The sequence below is a fragment of the Caballeronia sp. LjRoot31 genome (assembly GCF_964253885.1).
In the GTDB taxonomy this organism is placed as follows: Bacteria; Pseudomonadota; Gammaproteobacteria; order Burkholderiales; family Burkholderiaceae; genus Caballeronia.
Map to the genome: position 1 here is coordinate 1,565,163 of NZ_CAXURX020000003.1, position 19,893 is coordinate 1,585,055.

Genomic DNA, 19,893 nt, shown 5'->3' on the forward strand with positions numbered 1-19,893 from the left:
TCAGGGTAGTTTAAGAAAAACTGCTTCGTTTATCGGACCGCTGCAAACTGATCGCGCAGTTCGCGCTTGAGAATCTTGCCGACGCTGTTCATCGGAAAGGTGGTGACGAAATGGACGGCTTTCGGGGACTTGTAGCCGGCAAGCTGCTTGCGAGCGAATCCGATTAATTCGCTCTCCGATATATCCTGTCCTTCGTGCAGAACGACTACGGCAGTCACGGTTTCGCCCCATTCGTCACTGGGCAAGCCGATCACGGCGACGGCCTTGACGCACGGATGCTCCGACAACACCGCTTCGACTTCCGCTGACGAAACGTTCATGCCGCCCGTCACGACCATGTCCTTGGCGCGGTCTACTGCGAAGAGAAAGCCGTCGTCGTCGAGATAACCAATGTCACCGGTGTAGACCCATTCGCCTCGCAGCGTTTTCGCGGTGTCTTCCGGGCGGTTCAGATAACCGGAAAAATTGCTGGGTGAGCGCACCGTGATCTCGCCGGGTTCATTGGGCGGCAGCGGCGTGCCGTCCTGCAGGTTTCGAATACAGATTTCCGCATACTTCGCGGGGCGGCCGACCGACGCCAGCAACCGCGCCGGGTTCTCCAGCAGCAGTGCCTCACGATGATGTTCCGGCATCAGGTAGGACACGAGACCTCCCATCTCGCCACCGCCGAAGCCCTGGTAAAAGCCGCAAGGGAAGAGGTCGAGCGCGCGCCGGATAGTGCCCGGCGGCATTTTCGAGCCGGTATAACCGAACAGTTGCAACGAGTCGATGTTGTAGGTGCCTTTTCTGAGTTCATCGCCGAGCCGGCTCATCATGGTCGGCACGCCGCAGGTATGGGTTACACCGTGCGTCTCGATCTTTTGGAGCGCATCCCGCGGGTCGAAATCGCGCGTCAGCACGTTGGCGACGCCGTGATAAGCCGCAGCGATTGCCATCCAGATGCCGGCGCCCGAAAAGAGCGGCAGCATCTGCAGGAACGGGCCTGTGCTCGAGACGGGAATTTGCGAGAAAAAATTGTCTATGCTGGAGAGGATCTGGCGATGCGTGCCGAGACATCCTTTGGGCGCGGCGGTCGTGCCGCTGGTATAGCGGATCGTGCGAATTTCATCGGGATCGATGTTGACGGTGACCGTATTCTCGTCGCCGCGTTCCTCAATACTCTGGTAACTCAGCCATTCCGGCGGCACGGCCGCCTCGCCGCGGACAATGACGGTAACGCCGGGGCGCGTCAGAATATCCCGTAACCTGTCGACGAATTCCGCGTCCACAATAATGGCGTTCGGCTTTGAATCGTCGAGCAGGACCTCGATCTCACCCGTCGTCAATCCGTAGTTGATAGGCACAGCCAGCATGCCCGCCTTGGCGATGGAAAATATCATCTGAACCGCTGCCGCGCCGTTGCGGATAACCGTCGCGATCCGGTCGTTCTTGGCAAGTTTGATGGCCGCCAGCCCGTTGGCCATGCGGTTGGTGCTTCGATCGAACTCGCTCCAGGTAAGCGCCCGGTCATCTTCAATGAGCGCTACCGCGTCGGGTGAGATCTTCGCGTTGCGAACAACAAGATCCCCGACTCGCAGATTAATCATCTTACGTCTCCTTCTCAGTATTGGCAGGTAATTCGGCAAGGCAGATCGTCATGTTATATCCGGTCGTATATAACGAGAATCAAATTATTCGCGTTAGTCCATAGCGATCACCGAATAGTTGTACTGCATTGGGCGGCCAGGACGGGGCCGGTCCTGGCCGCCTGACGTACCCACTTATCAGCTTGTTCGATGGTTTGATAAAAAAATGGTGATTCAGTGTGCGGATTGCATCGGCTACACTCGAAACGCATTCTTGCTGGCGGCCCGCGCCCCGCCGGGGCAGGCGTGACTAAATAAAATATTCAGTAAAATATTCAGGAGACGAAATGCCGTTAATCCACGCGCGTCCGCTTTGGGCGGTGAGTTCATGTTGAACGTTTCCCAACTCGTACAGGAACAGAAAGTCGGGCGTTTTGTGATTGCGCTACTGGCGTGGTGCTTTCTGATCGTACTGCTGGACGGATACGACCAGATCGCGATTGCGTTTGCAGCACCCGCTATTGCCCAGGCGTGGCATGTCAAGGCAAGCAGCTTCGCGCAGGTGTTCGGCGCGGGACTGTTCGGCGTGCTGATCGGCTCGTTGTTGTTGGGATTCGTTGGCGACCGGTCGGGCCGCAAGCGGGCCATTATCTACGGTTCCCTATGCTTTGGGATACTAACCATGGCATGTGCGTGGGCTCAATCGATCGATCAGCTTATCGTATTGCGGTTTCTCGCCGGTATCGGGATGGGTGGCGTCGTGCCGAACACGGTCGCGCTGGTGGCCGAATACGCACCGAAGCAGCGTCGTGCCACCTGGGTGACATTGATGTTCTCGGGATTTTCAGTCGGAGCGGGAGGAGGGGGCGCCGTCTCATCGTGGCTGTTGCCTCATTTCGGGTGGAGCGTCATTTTTTTGTTCGGCGGCGCGGCCGCGGTACTGGTCGCGCTGGCGTCGATCTTCGCGCTGCCCGAGTCGATTCGGTTTCTGGTGCTCAACCAGCGAGACCCGGCGCTGATCAAGCGGCTCGTGCGCCGCATGGACCCGAATCTCGATGTGTCGAAGGTCACAACCTTCGTCCTGGACGATGAACCTGTGGCGCGTGCCGGACCGCGCGCTCTGTTCGGCGGACCGCTGCGTTATGTGACGCCGCTGCTGTGGGTGGTTTTCATCCTTAACTCGCTGGCGTTGCATTTTCTGCAGAACTGGCTGCCGCTGATTTTCGGTATTGCGGGAATTGCACCTCAGCAGGCGGCTATCGTCGCGATGATGTTTCCGGTGGGCGGGACCATTGGCGCGCTCGTCCTCAGCCGTTTTGTCGACCGTCACGGCATGGCGGCTATCGTGGCGCTGGCCGCGCTAGGTTGCCCGATCGCTGCATCGCTCGGGCACTCCATGCCGCAACCGTTGTTGATGGCTGCCGTGTTCATGAGCGGCGTGTGTGTGATCGGCACTCAATTCGGTCTGTATGCGCTCTCGGGCATCATCTATCCGACTTCGCTGCGTTCGGCCGGGGTAGGAACGGCGATAGGCATTGGCAAGCTGGGCTCCGTCGCGGGCTCAATGCTCGGTGGCGTGCTGCTCGCGATGCATCTGCCCATCGACAAGCTGTTCATCAACGTGTCGATCGTGTTCGTGTTCATCGCGGGATTTTCAGTGATACTTGGCTGGTCGCACCGGGTCAGCAAGGACTTGGCCGCCGCAGCCATACATCCTTCCATATGATGACGCGGAACCAGCGCGGCCGACGCCTTAAGGCCCGGCGGGTGTCCTGATCGACTCGGCGGTATGGAAGCGCGCGTGGCGTTTTTCGCGAGGCCGCAATAGCGCACCTTGCTGAAACGCCATGGCCGCTTGAGCACCGCAAAGACGTGCTCGACCCGGGCACGTAGCTTCGGCTTGTCGTGGTTCTTCGTGCGGTTCTTCGTGCATTGGCGTCATTGACTTCACCACGGCGTCTGCGCACACGCCAGTGAGTAAAATCCTTCGCTTTCGAGACCTTGCCGGGCGCACCGATGATGGTGGCAGCCCCAATGATGCTATGCCGGGTGATGCTGACCGGCAGGCCTCCCCAAACCCGCGAATGCCGTGGCGCCCGGCTCTCATTGGTATTGCCGGTTAAATCAGGAACAAATCTATGCGATTTGGCGGCGGTGACCATTTTGCACAGTCGTCCGAGCCCAATACGAATGCAGCCATTAATTTGATAGACAATCTGCTTAATAAATAATTAAATATAGCTTACTGACATTTGCGTCAGTTTCGAGCCATTAATGGCTGGCCGATATCTGCTGATAAAAAGAACAAAAAAAAGCGCGACTAAAAAGTCGCGCTATCAAGAGTACATGCCTGCTCTCGGAAAGCAGCGAATTGATTTTAGCCTCCCAATATCGATTCGCAGTCGCCATTTTCAACAATCAGTTATTTCTGTTTCATCAAGAATTGATTTTGTAATTATTTTGTAGTGTTTTTAACGCAACGGTTATTGTCGCAGATGTACAACATATAAAGATTGACTCTCACTCGAAAGTTCGATTTCCGGCAAAGCAGCCTTTCTGGCAAAGGGTTTGACGCATTTAGTCGACTATTTATAATATAGAAATTGATTATTGCGCCGTTCTGAAACTTAATGGGACAACAGCATCTTTTACACTGTGCTCGCTTCTCACACGTGTATCTGGTTGTTGATACCTGAATCATTCGCAAGTGCCTCTCGCGGCACGGCGAACTGAAAGGATCCTTAAAGCTTGGGCCGAGAGGCCCGAATTGCTCGGAGTTACTGAAATGAAAAAGACCCTCATGGTCGCGGCCCTGACAGGCATATTCGCAACCGCCGCTCACGCCCAAAGCAGCGTAACGCTATATGGCTTGCTCGACGCGGGGCTGACATACACGAATAACCAGGGCGGCGCGCACAATTTCAAGGAATCGAGCGGCTCCATCAACGGCAGCCGGTGGGGCTTGCGTGGTTCTGAAGACCTCGGCGGTGGCCTGAAGGCAATCTTCACGTTGGAAGACGGCTTCAACATCGCGAATGGCACGCTGGGTCAAAACAGCCGCATGTTCGGCCGCCAGGCGTACGTCGGTTTGTCGAGTAACCAATACGGCACGGTCACGTTGGGCCGTCAGTATGACTCCGTGGTTGACTATCTCGGCCCGTTGGCTCTGACCGGCACGCAATACGGTGGTACGCAGTTCGCCCACCCGTTCGACAACGATAACCTCGACAACTCGTTCCGTATCGACAACTCGATCAAGTACCAGAGCATGAACTACGCCGGCTTCAAGTTCAGCGGCTTGTACGGCTTTTCGAACGACGCTGGCGGCTTCTCGAACAATCGCGCGTACAGCTTTGGCGCATCGTATAACTATGGCCCGTTGAACGTTGCCGCCGGTTACATGCAGATCAACAACAGCTTGACGGGCAACGTGCTGTCCAACCCGACGAATGGTGCTTTGGGCGGCGATTCGGCCTTCATAGCAGGGCTGCAACGCACGTTCGGCGCTGGCCTGAATTACGCGTTTGGTCCCGCGACGGTCGGCTTCGTGTTCACGCAAACGAAGCTGCAAGATGCGTCCTCGATCACCTCGCAACAGACCGGCGGCAGCGCCAACACCCAGATCGGCAACTATGCACGCTTCAACAACTATGAGTTGAACGCCCGTTACAACCTGACCCCGGCGTTGGTTCTGGCTGGTGAAGATACGTGGACGGACGCGGTCATCGATGGTCAGAAGCCGTCGTTCAATTCGCTCGGCCTGGGGACGTACTACTATTTGTCCAAGCGTACGGACGTCTACCTGCAAGGCGAATATGTCCACGCAATCGATCTGGGCGGCGTAGCGGGTATCGGCGCACCGATCAACGGTGTCGGCATGTCATCGACTCCGAATCAGCTCTCGGCAACGATCGGCATTCAACACCGCTTCTAAGAGCAGTGCTTCCAGGCGGCGGCTCGAGCTTTAAAAAAGCCGTACTGTTGTAGAAGGCGCCGCCTGGCGGCTCATGCTGTTCGTTGGGGCTACGTGAACGTCGCGTAGAGGGTTGTCCAGGCACATACCTGCTGTGGGTGGCCTGGATTTCGTTGTGCGTCACGCTTTCATACAGGGCCGGTCGTCGCCAGACGATCGGCCCTGCGTGACTACACGGGAAAAGCAAGAGCATCTACAGGTCCACGACCTGCCATGCATTGATCGACCTGCTGTGCGATCCGATACGTTCGAGGCGTCCCCGAACGAGACCTCCCGAATCGTGGTGACACGTGCTGCTGCATCAATGGTGTGGCCGAGAAGCAGTCCAGACGCATCACTAAGGTACTGGGCGGAAAACCGCTGCCCGTGGTGACTTGCCAGCGCGACAAGAGCCTGAAATAACCCCATCAGATTGCGTACTCATGCTGCGCAACATGGCCAGACTCCCTGGTTGACGGTGTCCAATTCTTTGGCGTTATCACCGCCGCCGTCACGGCCAGTTCGGTCCGCTCTCAACCTACGAAGTTCTCCGTATTCCGCGATGCCCCTTCATTGGCAGAAGAGTGGGGACCGTGGTCTTAATCCATTTCTTTCATTATGCTGTCACTAAATTACAAAACAATGTGAATCCCATTTGCCAAGCTTGGAATTCAGATGTCACAGAAACGCCGCCAGTCTTTTCAAACGCCTGCACTGGCGCTCACCTGCATCGGCGCGGTGTTGCTGCTCGCCGGTTGCGGCGGCTCGAACGATTCGTCCGACCCCGCACAACCCGCCACGCCGAATACGCCAGCTCCCAACAACCCGGGTGCCGCGACCACGACCGGCGTTGTTATCGGAAGCTATTTCACCAACGCCGTGGTGTGTCTCGACACCAATGCCAACGGCCGTTGCGATCCTAACGAACCCGTTGCACGCTCCAACAATCAAGGCAAGTTCAGCCTGACTGGAACCGGGGCGGCGGTTATCGCGGAAATTGGCCTGGATGCCGCTGAGTTCGATCCCGATACACGCGTATCGAAGCCGGTTGCCAGCAAGGTCGTGTTGCGCGCGCCGAAAGAAGCGCCGTCGGTTGTCAGCTTCCATTCGACCTCCGTAGTGCAAGAGATGGAAGCCGGCAATCTACCGTTTGACGATGCCGTGCAGAAGGTCGCTATTTCCGTAGGCGTCGAAAAGTCAAAGCTGCTCGGCGACTTCCACGAAGAAACGAACGTGGCTGTGAAGGCCGTGCTGAAGGACGCTTCGGAAGAAGGTTTGCAGCGCATTCGCACCGCGATTGCTGCCTCGGGCGAGAACGCCGACATCCGCACCGTGCTTGCGGGCGCGGCGCTGACGGATCGCTTCTATCAGACGAAGGCGCCGTATCGCGCGCAACAGGACGTGAGCACCTACGAGGCGGCTCCTGGCGGCTATTCACCCGTGTATACGCAGATGGTGGCTCGCCACGGCTCGCGCGGCCTGTCGAGCCTCAAGTACGATCTGGCCGTCTACAACATGTGGAAGAAAGCGCAGGACGAAGGCGCTCTGACGGCGCTTGGTGCAAAGCTTGGCCCCGATGTCCTGAAGATCATGAAGGCCAACGTGCTGCTGGGCTACGGGGTAAGCGGCATTTCGACGCCGGGTTATGGCAATGAGACACAAGTTGGCATTACTGAGCATACGCAGCTCGCGACGCGCATGTTGCAACGCTTGCCGGCTTACTGGAAACAAGTGGGCGACACCGCGAACGTCACGCCGCGCCAGATCGTAACGGTAACGTCGGGTGTGGATCGCGCAGTGGACAGCGGCAATTTCTTCATCCAATCGCTCAAGCGTTCGCAGCCCTCCCTGACGAGCCTCGTGACCTATCCGACCGCGCCCGCGCCTTATCCGGACAACGGCACGGCGGTGAGTCAACCCGCGGGCACCAACCGCTTCCTGCTGTATTTCCATAAGCTCGACAAGAAAGTGGATCTGGTCACGAAGCCCGCCGATCCGTTGTATTCGACGTATATCGACAGCCTGGCTTATCAGGACTTCAAGAAGGACACCGATCTGATCGCCAAGCAAAGCGGCTTGACGCTGACACCTGAAGCAAGCAGCGCCGGACGCGTGTTGCTTGAGCGCCTGTTCACACCCGCTTTCGTCGACAAGATTGCGAACGGCACCTATAGCTTTGCCAATACCGGCACGGTCACGTTCACGAGCGACGACGGGAAGTTCTCGCCGGTGCTCAATGGCGACGGCGGCACGACGATAAAGTCCCTCGGCGATGTCGGCTCGCTGCTCTATGAGTTGTACGTGATTTCACCTGCCATGAAGAGCGAAGCAGGCGTGGACTTCACGGCCTACATGCCGGTGGCGCAAGCGAAATACTTTGCCTCGGCTAACGATGCATCGGACTTCTACGACAAGGGACCGGGCATGGCCGAGAAGGGCGATGTCACGCACCGGATGGCGCAGATTCTCGTTGACGACCTGTTCAACGAAGTCGACGCCATTGCTGCCGGCGATCGTTCGCACGCGGCCAAGCTGCGCTTCGCGCACGCGGAAATCGTGATGCCTCTGGCAGTTCACATGGGGTTGAAAGGCGTGTCGCAACCGTTGCCGAAGTCGGAGACGTTTAACTACACGAACAGCACATGGCGCGGCGAGTATGTGTCGCCGATGGCCGCCAACATGCAGTGGGACGTGTATGCCGATGCAGGCGGCAAGCTGCTGGTGAAGATGCTCTACAACGAAAAGGAAACCGACTTCAAGGGCGAGTGTGATAGCGCGAAGGCGAAGGGAACGGCCCATTTCTACGAGTATTCCGCGCTTAAAGCCTGCTATGGGCACGTAGCGAAGATGTAGTAAAGCGGGCGAGCCGCCCAGTTCGGAACAGGGCGGCTCGTGCCATTACCGGAGCGATCCAACATGTCAACGCGCGGTCCGGCGTTCCCGGGACATCTCAGTACTCAACCTCAGTACTCAACTACCGCTCAATCGATGAATAATCAAGGCCATCGCATCGGCTACCGAACATTGGGTGGTATCGATGCGAACGTCCGGGGTCATCGGTTCCTCGTAGGGAGAATCGATACCCGTAAAATTCTTGATCGCCCCCTGTCTTGCAAGCTTATAAAGCCCTTTAGGATCGCGGCTTTCCGCGACCGCGATGGGCGCATGCACGTGCACTTCCACGAACCGGTGAGGTCCGGCAACGACGCGTGCCAGTTGCCGGTCGGCGGCAAAGGGTGAGACGGCACAGACCAGCACCAGCAGGCCGGCGTCAGCCATCAGTCGACTGACTTCGCTCAGCCGCCTGATGTTTTCATGCCGATGCTCGTCGGAGAATCCGAGATCTCGACATAGGCCGGTGCGCACGGTGTCGCCGTCCAATAGAAAACTGTGTTTGCCATCGTTATGAAGCGCTACTTCCAGAGCACCAGCGAGGGTGGACTTTCCGGCCGCGGGCAAACCTGTGAACCAAACGATGCCGGGCGTCTGTTGAAGCAACTCGGCGCGATCCTTCGCGCCGACTGCAAAAGCATGGGGGTGAACGTGAGGCGGCTTATCGGCTGACAGGTCCATTTAACCTCCGCGCTGGTTTATGCCGTTATGCATGACATGCATTCAGTAGCGCCACTGTTCTGATAGATCGAGGGCAAGCGCGAGCTTCTCTTTAATGATCTCCGTGACGTCGGTCGCCGATCCCATGGAACCCTTCTGCGACGCCACGAAGTTCAATGCCGAAGCGTGAATGGGCCGGATCAAGCGTCCGTCGATTCCCTTCATTCGCACGGCATTGCGCCTCGTCTCCGCGACGAGATCTCTCGCACCGTTAAAGCCCGGCGTTATATCGACCTGCGTTCGAACTTGCGTCCGCAATGCCGAGGCGTATTCGGGAGACTGCCCGAGCCTGTCGAGATCGACCAGCAGATCCGCATTGCCGACCGAACGCAACGCGCAGAGAATCCACAGCGCTAAAAATGCCCGATAGGCATTGTCGCCCTCGACATTACGCACATATTGCTCGCAGGCCGCAGCATATTCATCGATCGAGGTAACCGGAGCAGGCGGCAAGCGAACGCCGCACACGTCAATGACCTGCTTGACGATGGGCTCGGCCTGATTGAGGCCCAACACGCGGAACGGAGCAGCAACGAAGAATGGGTTGCTCCATTGTTGGTGGAGCAACCATCCGGAGGCGAACTGCGATGCGGGATTTCGCAAGACGACCGCATGCATTACCTCGGGGAACGCGCTCTTGAACCATGGCAAGCGGCCGAGCGAACGGCAAAATTTGAAGACCGGTGTTTTACCCTGATTCGTCGTCTGGTCACAGAGGTTTTGCAAGTACGCCTGCAATGCCGGAAAGCCAGCATCCGGCACAGGCCCGAAGCGATCCGTACTAAAGCTCTTCCGATACCCGGCCACACCATGCGAGTTGTCCTGGATGAACGGCCGATATTCGGTGAAGTAGGGCGCCGTGAGCGTCGGGTGACCCGAGGTCCAGGTCGGCTCCAGGGCGGGGATATCGGCCGCTCTCAGATCGCCGAGTATGGGATGAAGCGGCTCATAGAACGCCGTCACGGTCTGTAACGCCCGAAAGCGGGACCACACCCAGGTTCCCGCGCTTCTCCAGCCGGTGTGCAGGAAAATGCCGCGCGACCGTCCTTTCTCCTGCAGGACGGCATCCTGACCCGCGGGATCTACGGAAATGTGTCGGTTGTCATCGGCGGTGCGTGGGGCACTTCCAGATTGCTGCGTCATCGGCTTTCTCTAAAGTCCAGAGGGAAGGTTGGTTTATGTCTGCAGCATCGGCGTCGCGCATTGCCTCAGTTCGCGTGTGTGCGCAATCTGCAAGCTGCCATTCGGGCCGCTGTTAAAGACCGATGTTATAGACGACATGCGAGCGAGGATATCGGGAAACAGCCGATTGGGCCGCAGGTAGTGTAGTTCCGCCCGTCGGGGTCCGAGTTGCCGCGAAACCCCCAACGGTTACGATCGGTTACCCGCGTAGCTGCGTGAGAGGGTGCCGGTTTACCGAGGTACCAAGGGAAATAACAAAGGTATCCGGCGCTATTCGTAGCACCGATATTTTAAACCCTCGGCAGGAATGCGTCGGCGATAGCGACCATAACGGCGCAAGGGCGAAACGTCGCGCCAAGGCAGGCGGTCCTCGCACGTGACGACATCGCAGGAACCTCGATAAGCCAACCGATGCATTCGAAGCCCCCCAAATTCAGATCCTCGGGCAAAGCGCTCGGCTGACGCCGCATGCCGGCGGCTGAAAAACACCGGGCGACGTTCTTCCTCCTCTTCCTCCAATAGAAGCATCCATCGATCGCGGTCGAGCGTCGGACTTTCGTTCAGACGCTCGTTCCTGAAAATTTTTGCCTTGTTTACGCAATAGCCCGGAATAAACACGACGCGACATTCGTTAAGCCATGCATTCCGTAATGCTAATGCGAATGATTGCCATTGTTATATCCATAAACAGGGCAGTGAACGATCCACGATCAATCGATGGCCGTAATTAAAATAGAGGAGAAGTGTAAACATTATGAAAATACATCAGAGGTACTTGAGAACCGGATTTCTTCTTCTGGCTGGCGCTGCACAAATCGACCGTGCCGTTGCCCAGCAGGTTCAAGACGGACCTCAACCGGCAAGCCTGCCGCCCATTCAAGTTCACGGCACTGCGCTGTCCAGCTACAGTCCTTTCAGCAGCGACGCCAGCGTCAATGACCCTAAGCAGGTCAGCGCCGCCAGCAAGACCGGCACGAAACTGGAGGACCTGCCGTCCAACGCCCAGGTCATTCCGCGCGCAGTGCTCTCCGAACAGGGCGCGACCATGCTGCGGGAAGGCGTGAGCAACGCGAGCGGCGTCAATGTAGGCGGCCAGGATACGAAGGGCTATTACGATCACTTCCTGATCCGCGGCCTGAACGCCCAGATCTACAGCGATGGCTTTTCCGATGGCGATCTTCTGGGTGGCATCTCGCACTCGCTCAACGGCGTGCAGCGCATCGAAGTCCTGGAGGGGCCGGGGTCGGCACTCTTCGGCAGCGGGCCGCCTGGAGGCACGATCAACATCGTGCACTACACGCCGTCGCCGGAACTGCACTACGGCGCAAGCGTACAAGCCGGGTCGTTCGGCACCGTCACGAACAATGACTACATCACGGGCCCGACCGGCATCGCGGGTCTCAACTACCGGGTTGATGCCACCTTCTCCCATTCGGACGGGTTTCGCGACCTGAGTAGTCACGACTACGAGGTGAGACCTGCGCTGCAGTGGCAACTGGACAATCACACAATCGATTTCGCGCTGGACCTGCGCGAGATCCACGAAACACCGGACTCCTATGGATTGATCTATCTGAACGGCACGCCTATCAGCAATGTGTCGATCGACTCGAAATACTCCACGCCCTTTGCCTTCGCTCACGGAAGCTATGTGCGTCCCACGCTCTCGGACAAGTGGCGGGTTAACGACATCCTCACCATCAACAACCGCTTTTCGTACCTGCATCGCTCGCTCGACGTGCTGGGAAACGGCGACAGTACGAGCACGAAAGTGAGCGATGGCGAAGTGGTAGGGCGTCAACTGCGCCAGCAGGATGACTCGGACAACACCTTCGACTACCAGTTGGAGCCGGTCTGGCGCTTCGGAACCGGCAGTGTCGCTCACACCTTGCTGACCGGCTTCGAGTACCAGCACCAGACGATCGATACGAAGCGCTCGACCGCCGACCTACCCAACATCGCCGACGCGTTCGCGCCGGTCCCGCCGGAAACCTCCGTCGGCAACCTGACATTCCTGTGCGACGCGAAGCATTCCTGCGACGACGATCACCTCGCCGCGAACTACTACAGCATTTATGCTACCGACCAGATCGATGTCACGGACAAGTTCAAGGTCCGCGCGGGGGTACGCAAGGATTGGTGGGACACGTCGCTGACGCCGCTCATCTCTGTGCCTGGGCGTTTCGGGACTGGAGGGCAGCCGCTCCTCGCCGGCGTCACGGATAACCGCGATGACGCCCCGGTGAGCTGGAATATCGGGGCCCTGTATAAGCTGCTGCCGTGGATGTCTCCTTACGTCGGCGTATCGAAAAGCCATCTCGCCGACTTCAATTCCGAAAATACGCAGAACGGCATTGGCGCGCCCGAGTCCGCGCTGCAGTATGAGGCGGGCATCAAGTTCGCGTTCCTCGACGATCGCCTGGTTTTGAACACTGCGCTCTTCGACGTTTCACGGGACAACGTCGCAACGCTCACCACCATCAACGACGTGGAGTCCGTGGTGTTCGACAGCCAGAAGACGAAGGGCGCCGAGGCGTCGCTGGACGCCGCAATCACCGACCGTTGGCACCTGTCGGCCAACGTGACAGCCCAGCACGCGGTCATTACCGACAATCCCCAGGGTATCACTTCAGTGGGCAATCATCCACAGGGCGTTCCGGCGTATATGGCGAATATATGGACTACGTATGACTTTTCAATCGCCGGTATCCCGGGGTTCCATGTGGGCGCAGGGTTGAACTATCTGGGAAAGAGTTACAGCGATATCACCAACGTCAATTCGATTCCGTCCTACGTGATTGCGAATGCCGCTTTCGGCTTTGAGGCACGGCATTGGGGTGTGGACCTCAATGTGCACAACATCACTGGCCGAAGATATTTCATTGCCGCTAACGCTGCAGGCGCGTATGTCGGTCAACCGCTGAGTGCCTTTGTCACCCTCCATTCCGATTTCTAGGATGAGGCTCAGCCGCATTGGAGATCAAGCGATGCATTCGCAATGCCCAAAGCAAGAGCCGTTCGGGTGTCGCGATCTTCTTCATCGTTAATCGACGAATTTTGGCGACCCGAATGTTACCGCGACATCGCCAATGCGACAAAGCCATGTTTTTTGAGCATCTCGCACCGGCAGAGAAAATAGTTCGGATTACCTATCATATAGGGATAAATGAATTAATTGAAATAGTCCCCATCCGTCCCTGGATCTCTCGACCGCAGTCCGCAGTTTACCTAACAAAATTAAATAATAGTTATGTATATGTAATATATTAGTAATAATTAAACCCTAAAGTCGCGGCTCCATTCATTGATATAAAGCATTCGGAGCCGTAGAGTCGATGAGCAAGAAACCCGCATCAACGTCAGTTGTTTCCGCTGAAAACATCATTCCCGACGTTCGCGACATAGCCAATCAAAGCCGCCGGTCGTTCGTCAGGATGAGCGTTCTCCTTCCTACACTTGGCGCAACGTCGATCCTCGCAGCATGCGGCGGCAGCAGCGATTCTGCTTCGGTCACGCCGGTCGCGAATACACCCGCTCCGACGCCGCCAGTAGCGCCCAAACCGGTATCGAGCTTCGGTCTCGCAGTGCTTCCGGACACGCAGTTCTACTCGCGCTATGCCACCGCGGAAACCGGCAATCAGTTCAAGAAGCTCTACGGCAGCGAGCCGTTCATGGCACAGACTCAATGGCTCGCGGACAACGCGAAGGCACTGAAGATTCCGTTTGTGATCCACGTTGGCGATATCGTCGATCAGGTTGACAAGCCGCAGCAATGGGCAATCGCGGATACCGCAATGAAGGTGCTCGAAAAAAACCGCTTGCCGTATTCGGTGATAGCGGGCAATCACGACGTGCGTGACGACATCGGCTATGAAGAGAGCGCGGGCAACGGAGCAGGCACCGATGCCACCCGTGACCTCGCGGACGAGCCGTACCTGAAGTGGTTCGACACGAAGCGCGCCAAGCAGCAGGCAACGTTCGGCGGACGCGATCCGAGCGGCTTCCATGAGTACCATATTTTCGAAGCTGAAGGTCAGCGCTTCCTGGTGCTGGGCTTGTCATGGCGCGTGTCGGACAACGGCATTGCATGGGCGCGCGACGTGCTTCAGTCGCACCCGACGCTGCCTGCGATTCTCGTCAATCACCAGTTGATCGCGATAGCAAACGACGCCGTGAGCCCGCAGGAAGTCGACTACGGGCTGATGCTGTGGGAGAAGCTGATCAAGAGCAACGACCAGATTTTCATGACGGTGAACGGTCACCATCACGGCTCTGCGCACCTCACGAAGATCAACGAATTCGGCAACCCGGTTGAAGAAATGGTGGTCGATTATCAGATGGCTTATCAGGGCGGCAACGGCTTGATGCGTTATTACGAATTCGACTTCACGAACAACGAAATCAAGGCGCTGTCGTTCTCGCCGTGGGTTCGTCAGAAGCCCGCCGAAACGCTAAACAGCTTCGATCAGGCCATGCTGACCGAAGCGAACCATCAGTTCACGATCAAGGTTGATTTCGCCAAGCGCTTCTCCGGTTTCGCGCCGAAGTTCAAGACCGCAGAGGCCACGAATACGTCGCTGACGGCTATTGCGACCTCGCTGATCATGGACGGCTTCAAGGGCATTCCGGTCGCGCCGGAAGTTCCCGCAAAGAACGCGGAAGATTATCCGAAGGTCGCGGAAACGCTGGCGCACTGGCGCTTCTTCGGTGGCACGGTGGGCTCCGCTGTCGCCGACGGCACAGTGATCAACGACGCCTCCGGCCGCAACAATGCCCTCAAGCGCGGGGCGCTGATTGGGAACGGCAGCGCGGGTCAACTTGCCGACATGAAGTGGTCGGACGATCGCCATCGCTTGTCGTCGGCTCCGGGCAGCGTGCAGTTCCTGAACACGGATGGTGCTCGTTTCAGCTACTTCATGACGGACGTTGCCGCAGCCATCAACAAGGAAACGTTCAGGGACGGCTATACGGTCGAGATGTTCATCAAGCTCGACAAGTCGTGGACGGCAGCCAGGAACCAGTGGATGAACATCATGACGCGCGGTGGGCGCCGTGGAGATTTTCCGGCATGGGAAGGTGGCTGGGAAGTATCGCCGCCGGTTCAGTGCGCCATTTCGAACCTGAAGGAAGTGCAGTGGGAAATCACCACGACGGAGAAGGGCGACGGCGCGGGGCCCATGTTCGCGAGCACGAACTGGTCCGGCGAAATCCTGCTGGACGCGTGGATGCACGTGGCGATCGTCAATGATCCGGCCGCAAAACAAACGACTATGTATATTGAGGGCGCGCCGGTACTGCGCAACGCGGTGGACGCGGTCGGCCTTGCGACGTTCGACTTGCCGTGGGCCGTGGGCGCGGGCTTGGGGAACGACGGTAACCTGAGCGGCGGTTTCCTCGGCGCCATGGGCGAAATCCGCATTACACCGAAGCCGCTTCCGCCGGCGAAGTGGCTGACTGCTCGCGCTTGATAACGCGGTCGTAGTTACGTGGTTATTGCGGGACGGGTCGGGACCGTGTCCCAACCCGTCATCTTTCATTGCGCTGCCACTGAATTACGAGGCAATCCGAAGCTCACTTGTTGCACTTGAGGCGGTTTCAGGAAACGGAATTTAAACAGTTATTGCGGATAAGGGCTATGACGCTGGTGCTTTCGCGCAAACGAAAACAGCTCAAGGTATTTATCGCCTGAAGGCCAAGCTAGTCACGTGTCCTGAAGCTCGATACCGGTTTCGGCACACCACCGGCGCAGCGCTCGTTCGGCAGCGTCAGCTTCAAATCCATACCACTGCTCGAGTACACCGCACGATTCGAGCAAATCCTTGAACCGCGAGTACGCGCCTTGCCGCTGGAAAAATCCGTAGACCTGCGTGTACCGGTCAGGCAATTGCTCTGCGACAAAGCGCAGCGCGAGATCACGTCCAAGCTCAAGATCGGTCTTGTGCGGTATGGCGACGTAACGGTCCGAGACTTCAAGATCATCGGGAACATCGTCGTCAAGCCCGTCGGTAACCTCGGATGTCCAATAGATTGCGCCCGTATCCAGGGATATATACGCGCTGTGCTCTGTCGGCGCGGCAGCGCCAATGAACTCGAACGCCAGGATTAGATCTTCGTACTTAACCGTCACCATAGCTGTGCTCCCAACTGTATCCGTCGAAGGCGGAGGTTTTGTCGCGATAAAGCCATCTTGATGAGCAGACCCGAAATGACAAAGGACTGCTCAAATAATCATAGAATAAAACTGCTCGGCGGCGGAAGGATGGGTGCCAATCTCGGTTTTTATCTGCCCCTTCCTGATCATATGCATTACTTCGATACCGGACAGGATGATGCGGGCGCAACGAAGATCCTTGAAGCCCAACGTCGGTCGGGTGATGCGTTTGATGGCTCGATGGTCTTGCTCGACCACGTTATTCAGGTACTTGACTTGACGGATCGTGATGGGTGTCTCCCGCTCGGCGTTCACCGCGTGCAGCGTAGCCAGATTAGAGCCGCTTTTGTCGCGGATTATCGTCTCGGGTACACCGTTCCGAGCGATCGACTTTTCAAAGAAGCGCCGCGCTGCCACCTTGTCGCGCGTGGCTCTGAACAGGAAATCAATGGTTTTGCCCGCCTTGTCCACCTCCCGATAGAGGTACTTCCACTGGCCTTTGACTTCGATATACGTTTCGTCCATCCGCCAGCTCTTGCCTACCGGCTGCTTGTACCTACGGGACATTGGGGGTCATTGAGGGCTCACTGCAACCGCAGCAAGTGGTGGACCCGCCCGCTACCTTTTTCATCTGGGTGTTGGGAGAGCGACGCTCAGGCGCAGCCGTTGCTACGGCGTTGCTATCGATAACCACGTTGACACGAATGCCACCAGGGAGCCAGCGATGAAAGCAGTCGTCTTTAAAGGAATTGGCGATATCTCACTCGATACCGTTTCCGACCCCACGTTGCAGCAGGATAACGATGCCATCGTACGACTCACGTCGAGCGCAATCTGCGGCACGGATTTGCATATGATTCGTGGCACGCTTGGCGGCATGGTGCCGGGTACGATCCTGGGCCACGAAGGTGTGGGCGTAGTGGAAGAGGTGGGCAAGGGCGTGCGCAATATCAGGCGAGGTGATCGCGTGCTCATTCCATCCACCATTTCGTGCGGCTTTTGTTCGTATTGCCGCTTCGGCTATACCGCCCAATGTGATGTAGCGAACCCGAACGGCCCGAGCGCCGGCACTGCGTTTTTCGGGGGTCCGAAATCGACTGGCCCCATCAACGGCTTGCAGGCGGAATACGCGCGCACACCATTCGCCAATGCGAGCCTGATCAAGTTGCCCGACAGTATTGACGACGACCGCGCGATCCTGATGTCCGATATCTACCCGACCGGCTTCTTCGGCGCGCAACTCGCGGAGGTTTCTCTCGGGGACACGGTAGCCGTATTCGGAGCCGGTCCGGTGGGACAGTTCGCCATTGCGAGCGCGTTTCAGATGGGTGCCGGGCGTGTGATCGCAGTGGACCGCCTTCAGGACAGACTCGACAGCGCGCGGTCTCTCGGCGCCGAGGTTATCAACTTCGACGCCGAGGATCCCGTCGAAGCGATCATGGCGCTGACAGGCGGCATTGGCGTAGATCGGGTAATCGATGCAGTCGGTGTCGATGCGCAACATCCGGACAGCGGCCCAGCCGCTTCGGCGGATGAGAAAGAACAGGCGGAGTCCGAGAGCCGCGAGATTACGTCGGAGCGGCACGAGGACGGCCCCAACTGGGCTCCCGGTAACGCGCCTGTCCAAGTGCTCAACTGGGCCGTGGCGGCCCTTGCAAAGGCCGGCACACTGGGCGTAATCGGAGTATATCCACCCAACGATCGCTTTTTTCCGATGGGTGCGGCCATGAACAAGAATCTCGTGATCAAAATGGGTAATTGCAACCATCGCTCGATCATTCCGCAACTGGTGGAAAAGGTGCGCAACGGCTCGTTCGATCCGCTATCCGTACTGACGAACCGCGAGCCGATGATGAACGTGCTCGATGCGTATAAAGCGTTCGATGCCAGACAGCCGGGCTGGCTCAAGGTAAAGCTCGCGGTGGACGGTTAAGCGTCGCATACGGGAAAGGAGACTGAAATGCAGATCCTCGAAAATTCACGCGTGCGAACACCGTTTTCCGCCACAGTGATGCTCTCAGCGGTCCCCATCTTGCGAAAAATGTCGCAAAGTCGTTATCGAGTCGTGGAGATCACAGTCGAGACGTTTTTACTAAGCGGGAAGTATCCTCTTGCTCGAAGATGTACTGATGATCACCGCTACCTTGAAATTACGACGCGCGGGAAGGAGTGGCTCTCAGCAGCATTTCCTCTGGAAAGTACGAAGCGGAGATGACCAAAGGGCGTAGCGGCGGATTAAATATCGCCGACCGAATGCATGCATCACGATGCTCGACAAGCGACGGGACGGCGCCCCCTTTCGCTGTGCCTGGACAGACTTCGTTCCTGGTCAGCGAACTCTGTGTTATGGCAAACGCCTGCCGCGGCCCTTTCTCGGGACCGCGGCGAGCCGCTCCAGGCTATGTCGTGCGCCCGTTGCCCGGTGGCCGGCGGCGCTCACACGGGCACAGCTAGACCCAGCCGCCCCGCCGCTTCTTGCGTAAAACGATGGAAATAACGCGCTGTGCGATTCAGGCCTTCGTCGAGTTCGGTTTCCGGTTTCCATCCTAGTGTGTCGATTGCAAACGTGATGTCCGGTTGCCGATGACAAGGGTCGTCCATCGGCAATGGCACGAAGACGATCTCCGACCGCGACCTCGTCAGCTCGATAATTCGCCGTGCGATATCCAGCATCGACAACTCATGCGGATTACCGAGGTTCATCGGACCCGTTATGCCTTCAGGACTGTTCATCAAGCTAATGAACGCGTCGATCATGTCGTCCACGTAACAGAATGACCGTGTTTGCAGACCGTCGCCATAGATCGTGATCGGCTTGCCCTCAAGCGCCTGCATCATGAAGTTGGAGATCACCCGGCCATCGCATGGGTGCATCCGCGGGCCGTAGGTATTGAAGATCCGCGCGATCTTGATTGACAAGCCATGTTGTCGCCGGTAATCCACGAACAACGTCTCCGCGCAGCGCTTGCCTTCGTCGTAGCATGCCCGCGGCCCCAGTGGATTTACATGACCCCAGTAGTCCTCCTTTTGCGGGTGAACAAGGGCGTCGCCATAGACCTCGCTGGTCGAGGCCTGAAATATTCGCGCCTTGACGCGCTTGGCCAGACCGAGCATGTTGATCGCACCATGCACACTCGTTTTTGTGGTCTGAACCGGATCATGTTGATAGTGAATCGGCGAAGCGGGGCAGGCCAGATTATAGATTTCATCCACTTCAACGTAGAGAGGGAAAGTCACGTCGTGACGCATGAGCTCGAAGTTCGCGCAGTCCAGCAAATGGGCGATGTTGTCTTTCGTGCCCGTGTAGAAGTTATCCACGCATAAGACGTCGTGCCCTTGCGCCACCAGGCGCTCGCACAGGTGCGACCCGAGAAAGCCGGCACCGCCGGTAACAAGAATGCGCTTGCGATGATGCTCTTTCATGATGGCTC

Annotated in this window: 13 protein-coding genes and 2 pseudogenes; 7 read left to right on the plus strand and 8 right to left on the minus strand. The window is 57.6% G+C overall.

The window, feature by feature from the left end; genetic code table 11:
• Positions 1–29: 29 nt before the first annotated feature.
• On the minus strand, positions 30–1,586 hold the full coding sequence (locus ACSQ8V_RS35705) for an AMP-binding protein (protein ID WP_436208960.1): 1,557 nt from the start codon (positions 1,584–1,586) through the stop codon (positions 30–32).
• A gap of 367 nt (positions 1,587–1,953) precedes the next feature.
• On the opposite strand from ACSQ8V_RS35705, the gene ACSQ8V_RS35710 reads away from it, so the two are divergent.
• Positions 1,954–3,291, plus strand: a complete 1,338-nt coding sequence (locus ACSQ8V_RS35710; protein WP_436208961.1) for an MFS transporter — start codon at positions 1,954–1,956, stop codon at positions 3,289–3,291.
• 68 nt (positions 3,292–3,359) lie between these two features.
• Here the strand turns inward: ACSQ8V_RS35710 and ACSQ8V_RS35715 are convergent.
• Positions 3,360–3,455, minus strand: a pseudogene (locus tag ACSQ8V_RS35715) (transposase); the annotation flags it as partial.
• An 895-nt stretch (positions 3,456–4,350) separates the two neighbouring features.
• On the opposite strand from ACSQ8V_RS35715, the gene ACSQ8V_RS35720 reads away from it, so the two are divergent.
• The 3 genes from ACSQ8V_RS35720 to ACSQ8V_RS35730 all read left to right on the plus strand — a co-directional run bounded on the left by ACSQ8V_RS35720 (position 4,351) and on the right by ACSQ8V_RS35730 (position 8,370).
• Positions 4,351–5,499, plus strand: a complete 1,149-nt coding sequence (locus ACSQ8V_RS35720; RefSeq protein ID WP_436186359.1) for a porin — start codon at positions 4,351–4,353, stop codon at positions 5,497–5,499.
• A gap of 276 nt (positions 5,500–5,775) precedes the next feature.
• Positions 5,776–5,940 carry a DUF4087 domain-containing protein gene (locus ACSQ8V_RS35725; RefSeq protein WP_436186488.1) on the plus strand — a complete coding sequence of 55 codons (165 nt, stop codon included), beginning with the start codon at positions 5,776–5,778 and terminating at the stop codon, positions 5,938–5,940.
• A 252-nt stretch (positions 5,941–6,192) separates the two neighbouring features.
• A complete protein-coding gene (locus tag ACSQ8V_RS35730) occupies positions 6,193–8,370 on the plus strand; it encodes a hypothetical protein (RefSeq protein WP_436208962.1) in 2,178 nt (725 codons plus the stop codon).
• A 117-nt stretch (positions 8,371–8,487) separates the two neighbouring features.
• Here ACSQ8V_RS35730 and cysC read toward each other — a convergent pair whose 3' ends face one another.
• From cysC to ACSQ8V_RS35745, 3 genes are all read right to left on the minus strand, one after another.
• Complete coding sequence (gene cysC, locus ACSQ8V_RS35735; RefSeq protein ID WP_436186361.1) at positions 8,488–9,090, minus strand: adenylyl-sulfate kinase; 603 nt, start codon at positions 9,088–9,090, stop codon at positions 8,488–8,490.
• A gap of 42 nt (positions 9,091–9,132) precedes the next feature.
• Entirely contained in the window at positions 9,133–10,272 is a 1,140-nt protein-coding gene (locus ACSQ8V_RS35740) for a hypothetical protein (RefSeq protein ID WP_436208963.1), read from the minus strand.
• A 309-nt stretch (positions 10,273–10,581) separates the two neighbouring features.
• Positions 10,582–10,929, minus strand: a complete 348-nt coding sequence (locus ACSQ8V_RS35745; RefSeq protein WP_436208964.1) for a hypothetical protein — start codon at positions 10,927–10,929, stop codon at positions 10,582–10,584.
• 136 nt (positions 10,930–11,065) lie between these two features.
• Here ACSQ8V_RS35745 and ACSQ8V_RS35750 point away from each other — a divergent pair, with 136 nt between their 5' ends.
• Together ACSQ8V_RS35750 and ACSQ8V_RS35755 are read left to right on the plus strand one after the other, a co-directional pair.
• Positions 11,066–13,267 (plus strand): TonB-dependent receptor, encoded by a 2,202-nt coding sequence (locus ACSQ8V_RS35750; protein ID WP_436208965.1) that lies wholly within the window; start codon positions 11,066–11,068, stop codon positions 13,265–13,267.
• 379 nt (positions 13,268–13,646) lie between these two features.
• Positions 13,647–15,779, plus strand: coding sequence for a LamG-like jellyroll fold domain-containing protein (locus ACSQ8V_RS35755; RefSeq protein ID WP_436208966.1), 2,133 nt, complete (start codon positions 13,647–13,649; stop codon positions 15,777–15,779).
• Positions 15,780–16,012: 233 nt separating this feature from the next.
• On the opposite strand, the gene ACSQ8V_RS35760 is transcribed toward ACSQ8V_RS35755, so the two are convergent.
• Together ACSQ8V_RS35760 and ACSQ8V_RS35765 are read right to left on the minus strand one after the other, a co-directional pair.
• The gene (locus ACSQ8V_RS35760; protein WP_436208967.1) at positions 16,013–16,441 is read right to left on the minus strand and encodes a hypothetical protein; all 429 of its coding nucleotides are present in this window, start codon (positions 16,439–16,441) and stop codon (positions 16,013–16,015) included.
• A gap of 90 nt (positions 16,442–16,531) precedes the next feature.
• A pseudogene (locus tag ACSQ8V_RS35765) lies at positions 16,532–17,023 on the minus strand (IS6 family transposase); the annotation flags it as partial.
• A gap of 163 nt (positions 17,024–17,186) precedes the next feature.
• Between ACSQ8V_RS35765 and ACSQ8V_RS35770 the strand changes: the two are divergent.
• Positions 17,187–18,395: an alcohol dehydrogenase catalytic domain-containing protein gene (locus tag ACSQ8V_RS35770; protein WP_436208968.1), complete on the plus strand. Its 1,209-nt coding sequence runs from the start codon at positions 17,187–17,189 to the stop codon at positions 18,393–18,395.
• A 503-nt stretch (positions 18,396–18,898) separates the two neighbouring features.
• Here the strand turns inward: ACSQ8V_RS35770 and ACSQ8V_RS35775 are convergent.
• Positions 18,899–19,885, minus strand: coding sequence for a UDP-glucuronic acid decarboxylase family protein (locus ACSQ8V_RS35775; RefSeq protein WP_436186367.1), 987 nt, complete (start codon positions 19,883–19,885; stop codon positions 18,899–18,901).
• Positions 19,886–19,893 lie beyond the last annotated feature (8 nt).

What these genes read in the sequence shown, in the direction of transcription:
- ACSQ8V_RS35705 (WP_436208960.1), bottom strand. Translation starts at nt 1,586, where the DNA reads ATGATTAATCTGCGAGTCGGGGATCTTGTTGTTCGCAACGCGAAGATC.
- ACSQ8V_RS35740 (WP_436208963.1), bottom strand. Translation starts at nt 10,272, where the DNA reads ATGACGCAGCAATCTGGAAGTGCCCCACGCACCGCCGATGACAACCGA.
- ACSQ8V_RS35720 (WP_436186359.1), top strand. Translation starts at nt 4,351, where the DNA reads ATGAAAAAGACCCTCATGGTCGCGGCCCTGACAGGCATATTCGCAACC.
- ACSQ8V_RS35775 (WP_436186367.1), bottom strand. Translation starts at nt 19,885, where the DNA reads ATGAAAGAGCATCATCGCAAGCGCATTCTTGTTACCGGCGGTGCCGGC.
- ACSQ8V_RS35755 (WP_436208966.1), top strand. Translation starts at nt 13,647, where the DNA reads ATGAGCAAGAAACCCGCATCAACGTCAGTTGTTTCCGCTGAAAACATC.
- ACSQ8V_RS35710 (WP_436208961.1), top strand. Translation starts at nt 1,954, where the DNA reads ATGTTGAACGTTTCCCAACTCGTACAGGAACAGAAAGTCGGGCGTTTT.
- ACSQ8V_RS35750 (WP_436208965.1), top strand. Translation starts at nt 11,066, where the DNA reads ATGAAAATACATCAGAGGTACTTGAGAACCGGATTTCTTCTTCTGGCT.
- ACSQ8V_RS35730 (WP_436208962.1), top strand. Translation starts at nt 6,193, where the DNA reads ATGTCACAGAAACGCCGCCAGTCTTTTCAAACGCCTGCACTGGCGCTC.
- ACSQ8V_RS35770 (WP_436208968.1), top strand. Translation starts at nt 17,187, where the DNA reads ATGAAAGCAGTCGTCTTTAAAGGAATTGGCGATATCTCACTCGATACC.
- ACSQ8V_RS35760 (WP_436208967.1), bottom strand. Translation starts at nt 16,441, where the DNA reads ATGGTGACGGTTAAGTACGAAGATCTAATCCTGGCGTTCGAGTTCATT.
- cysC (WP_436186361.1), bottom strand. Translation starts at nt 9,090, where the DNA reads ATGGACCTGTCAGCCGATAAGCCGCCTCACGTTCACCCCCATGCTTTT.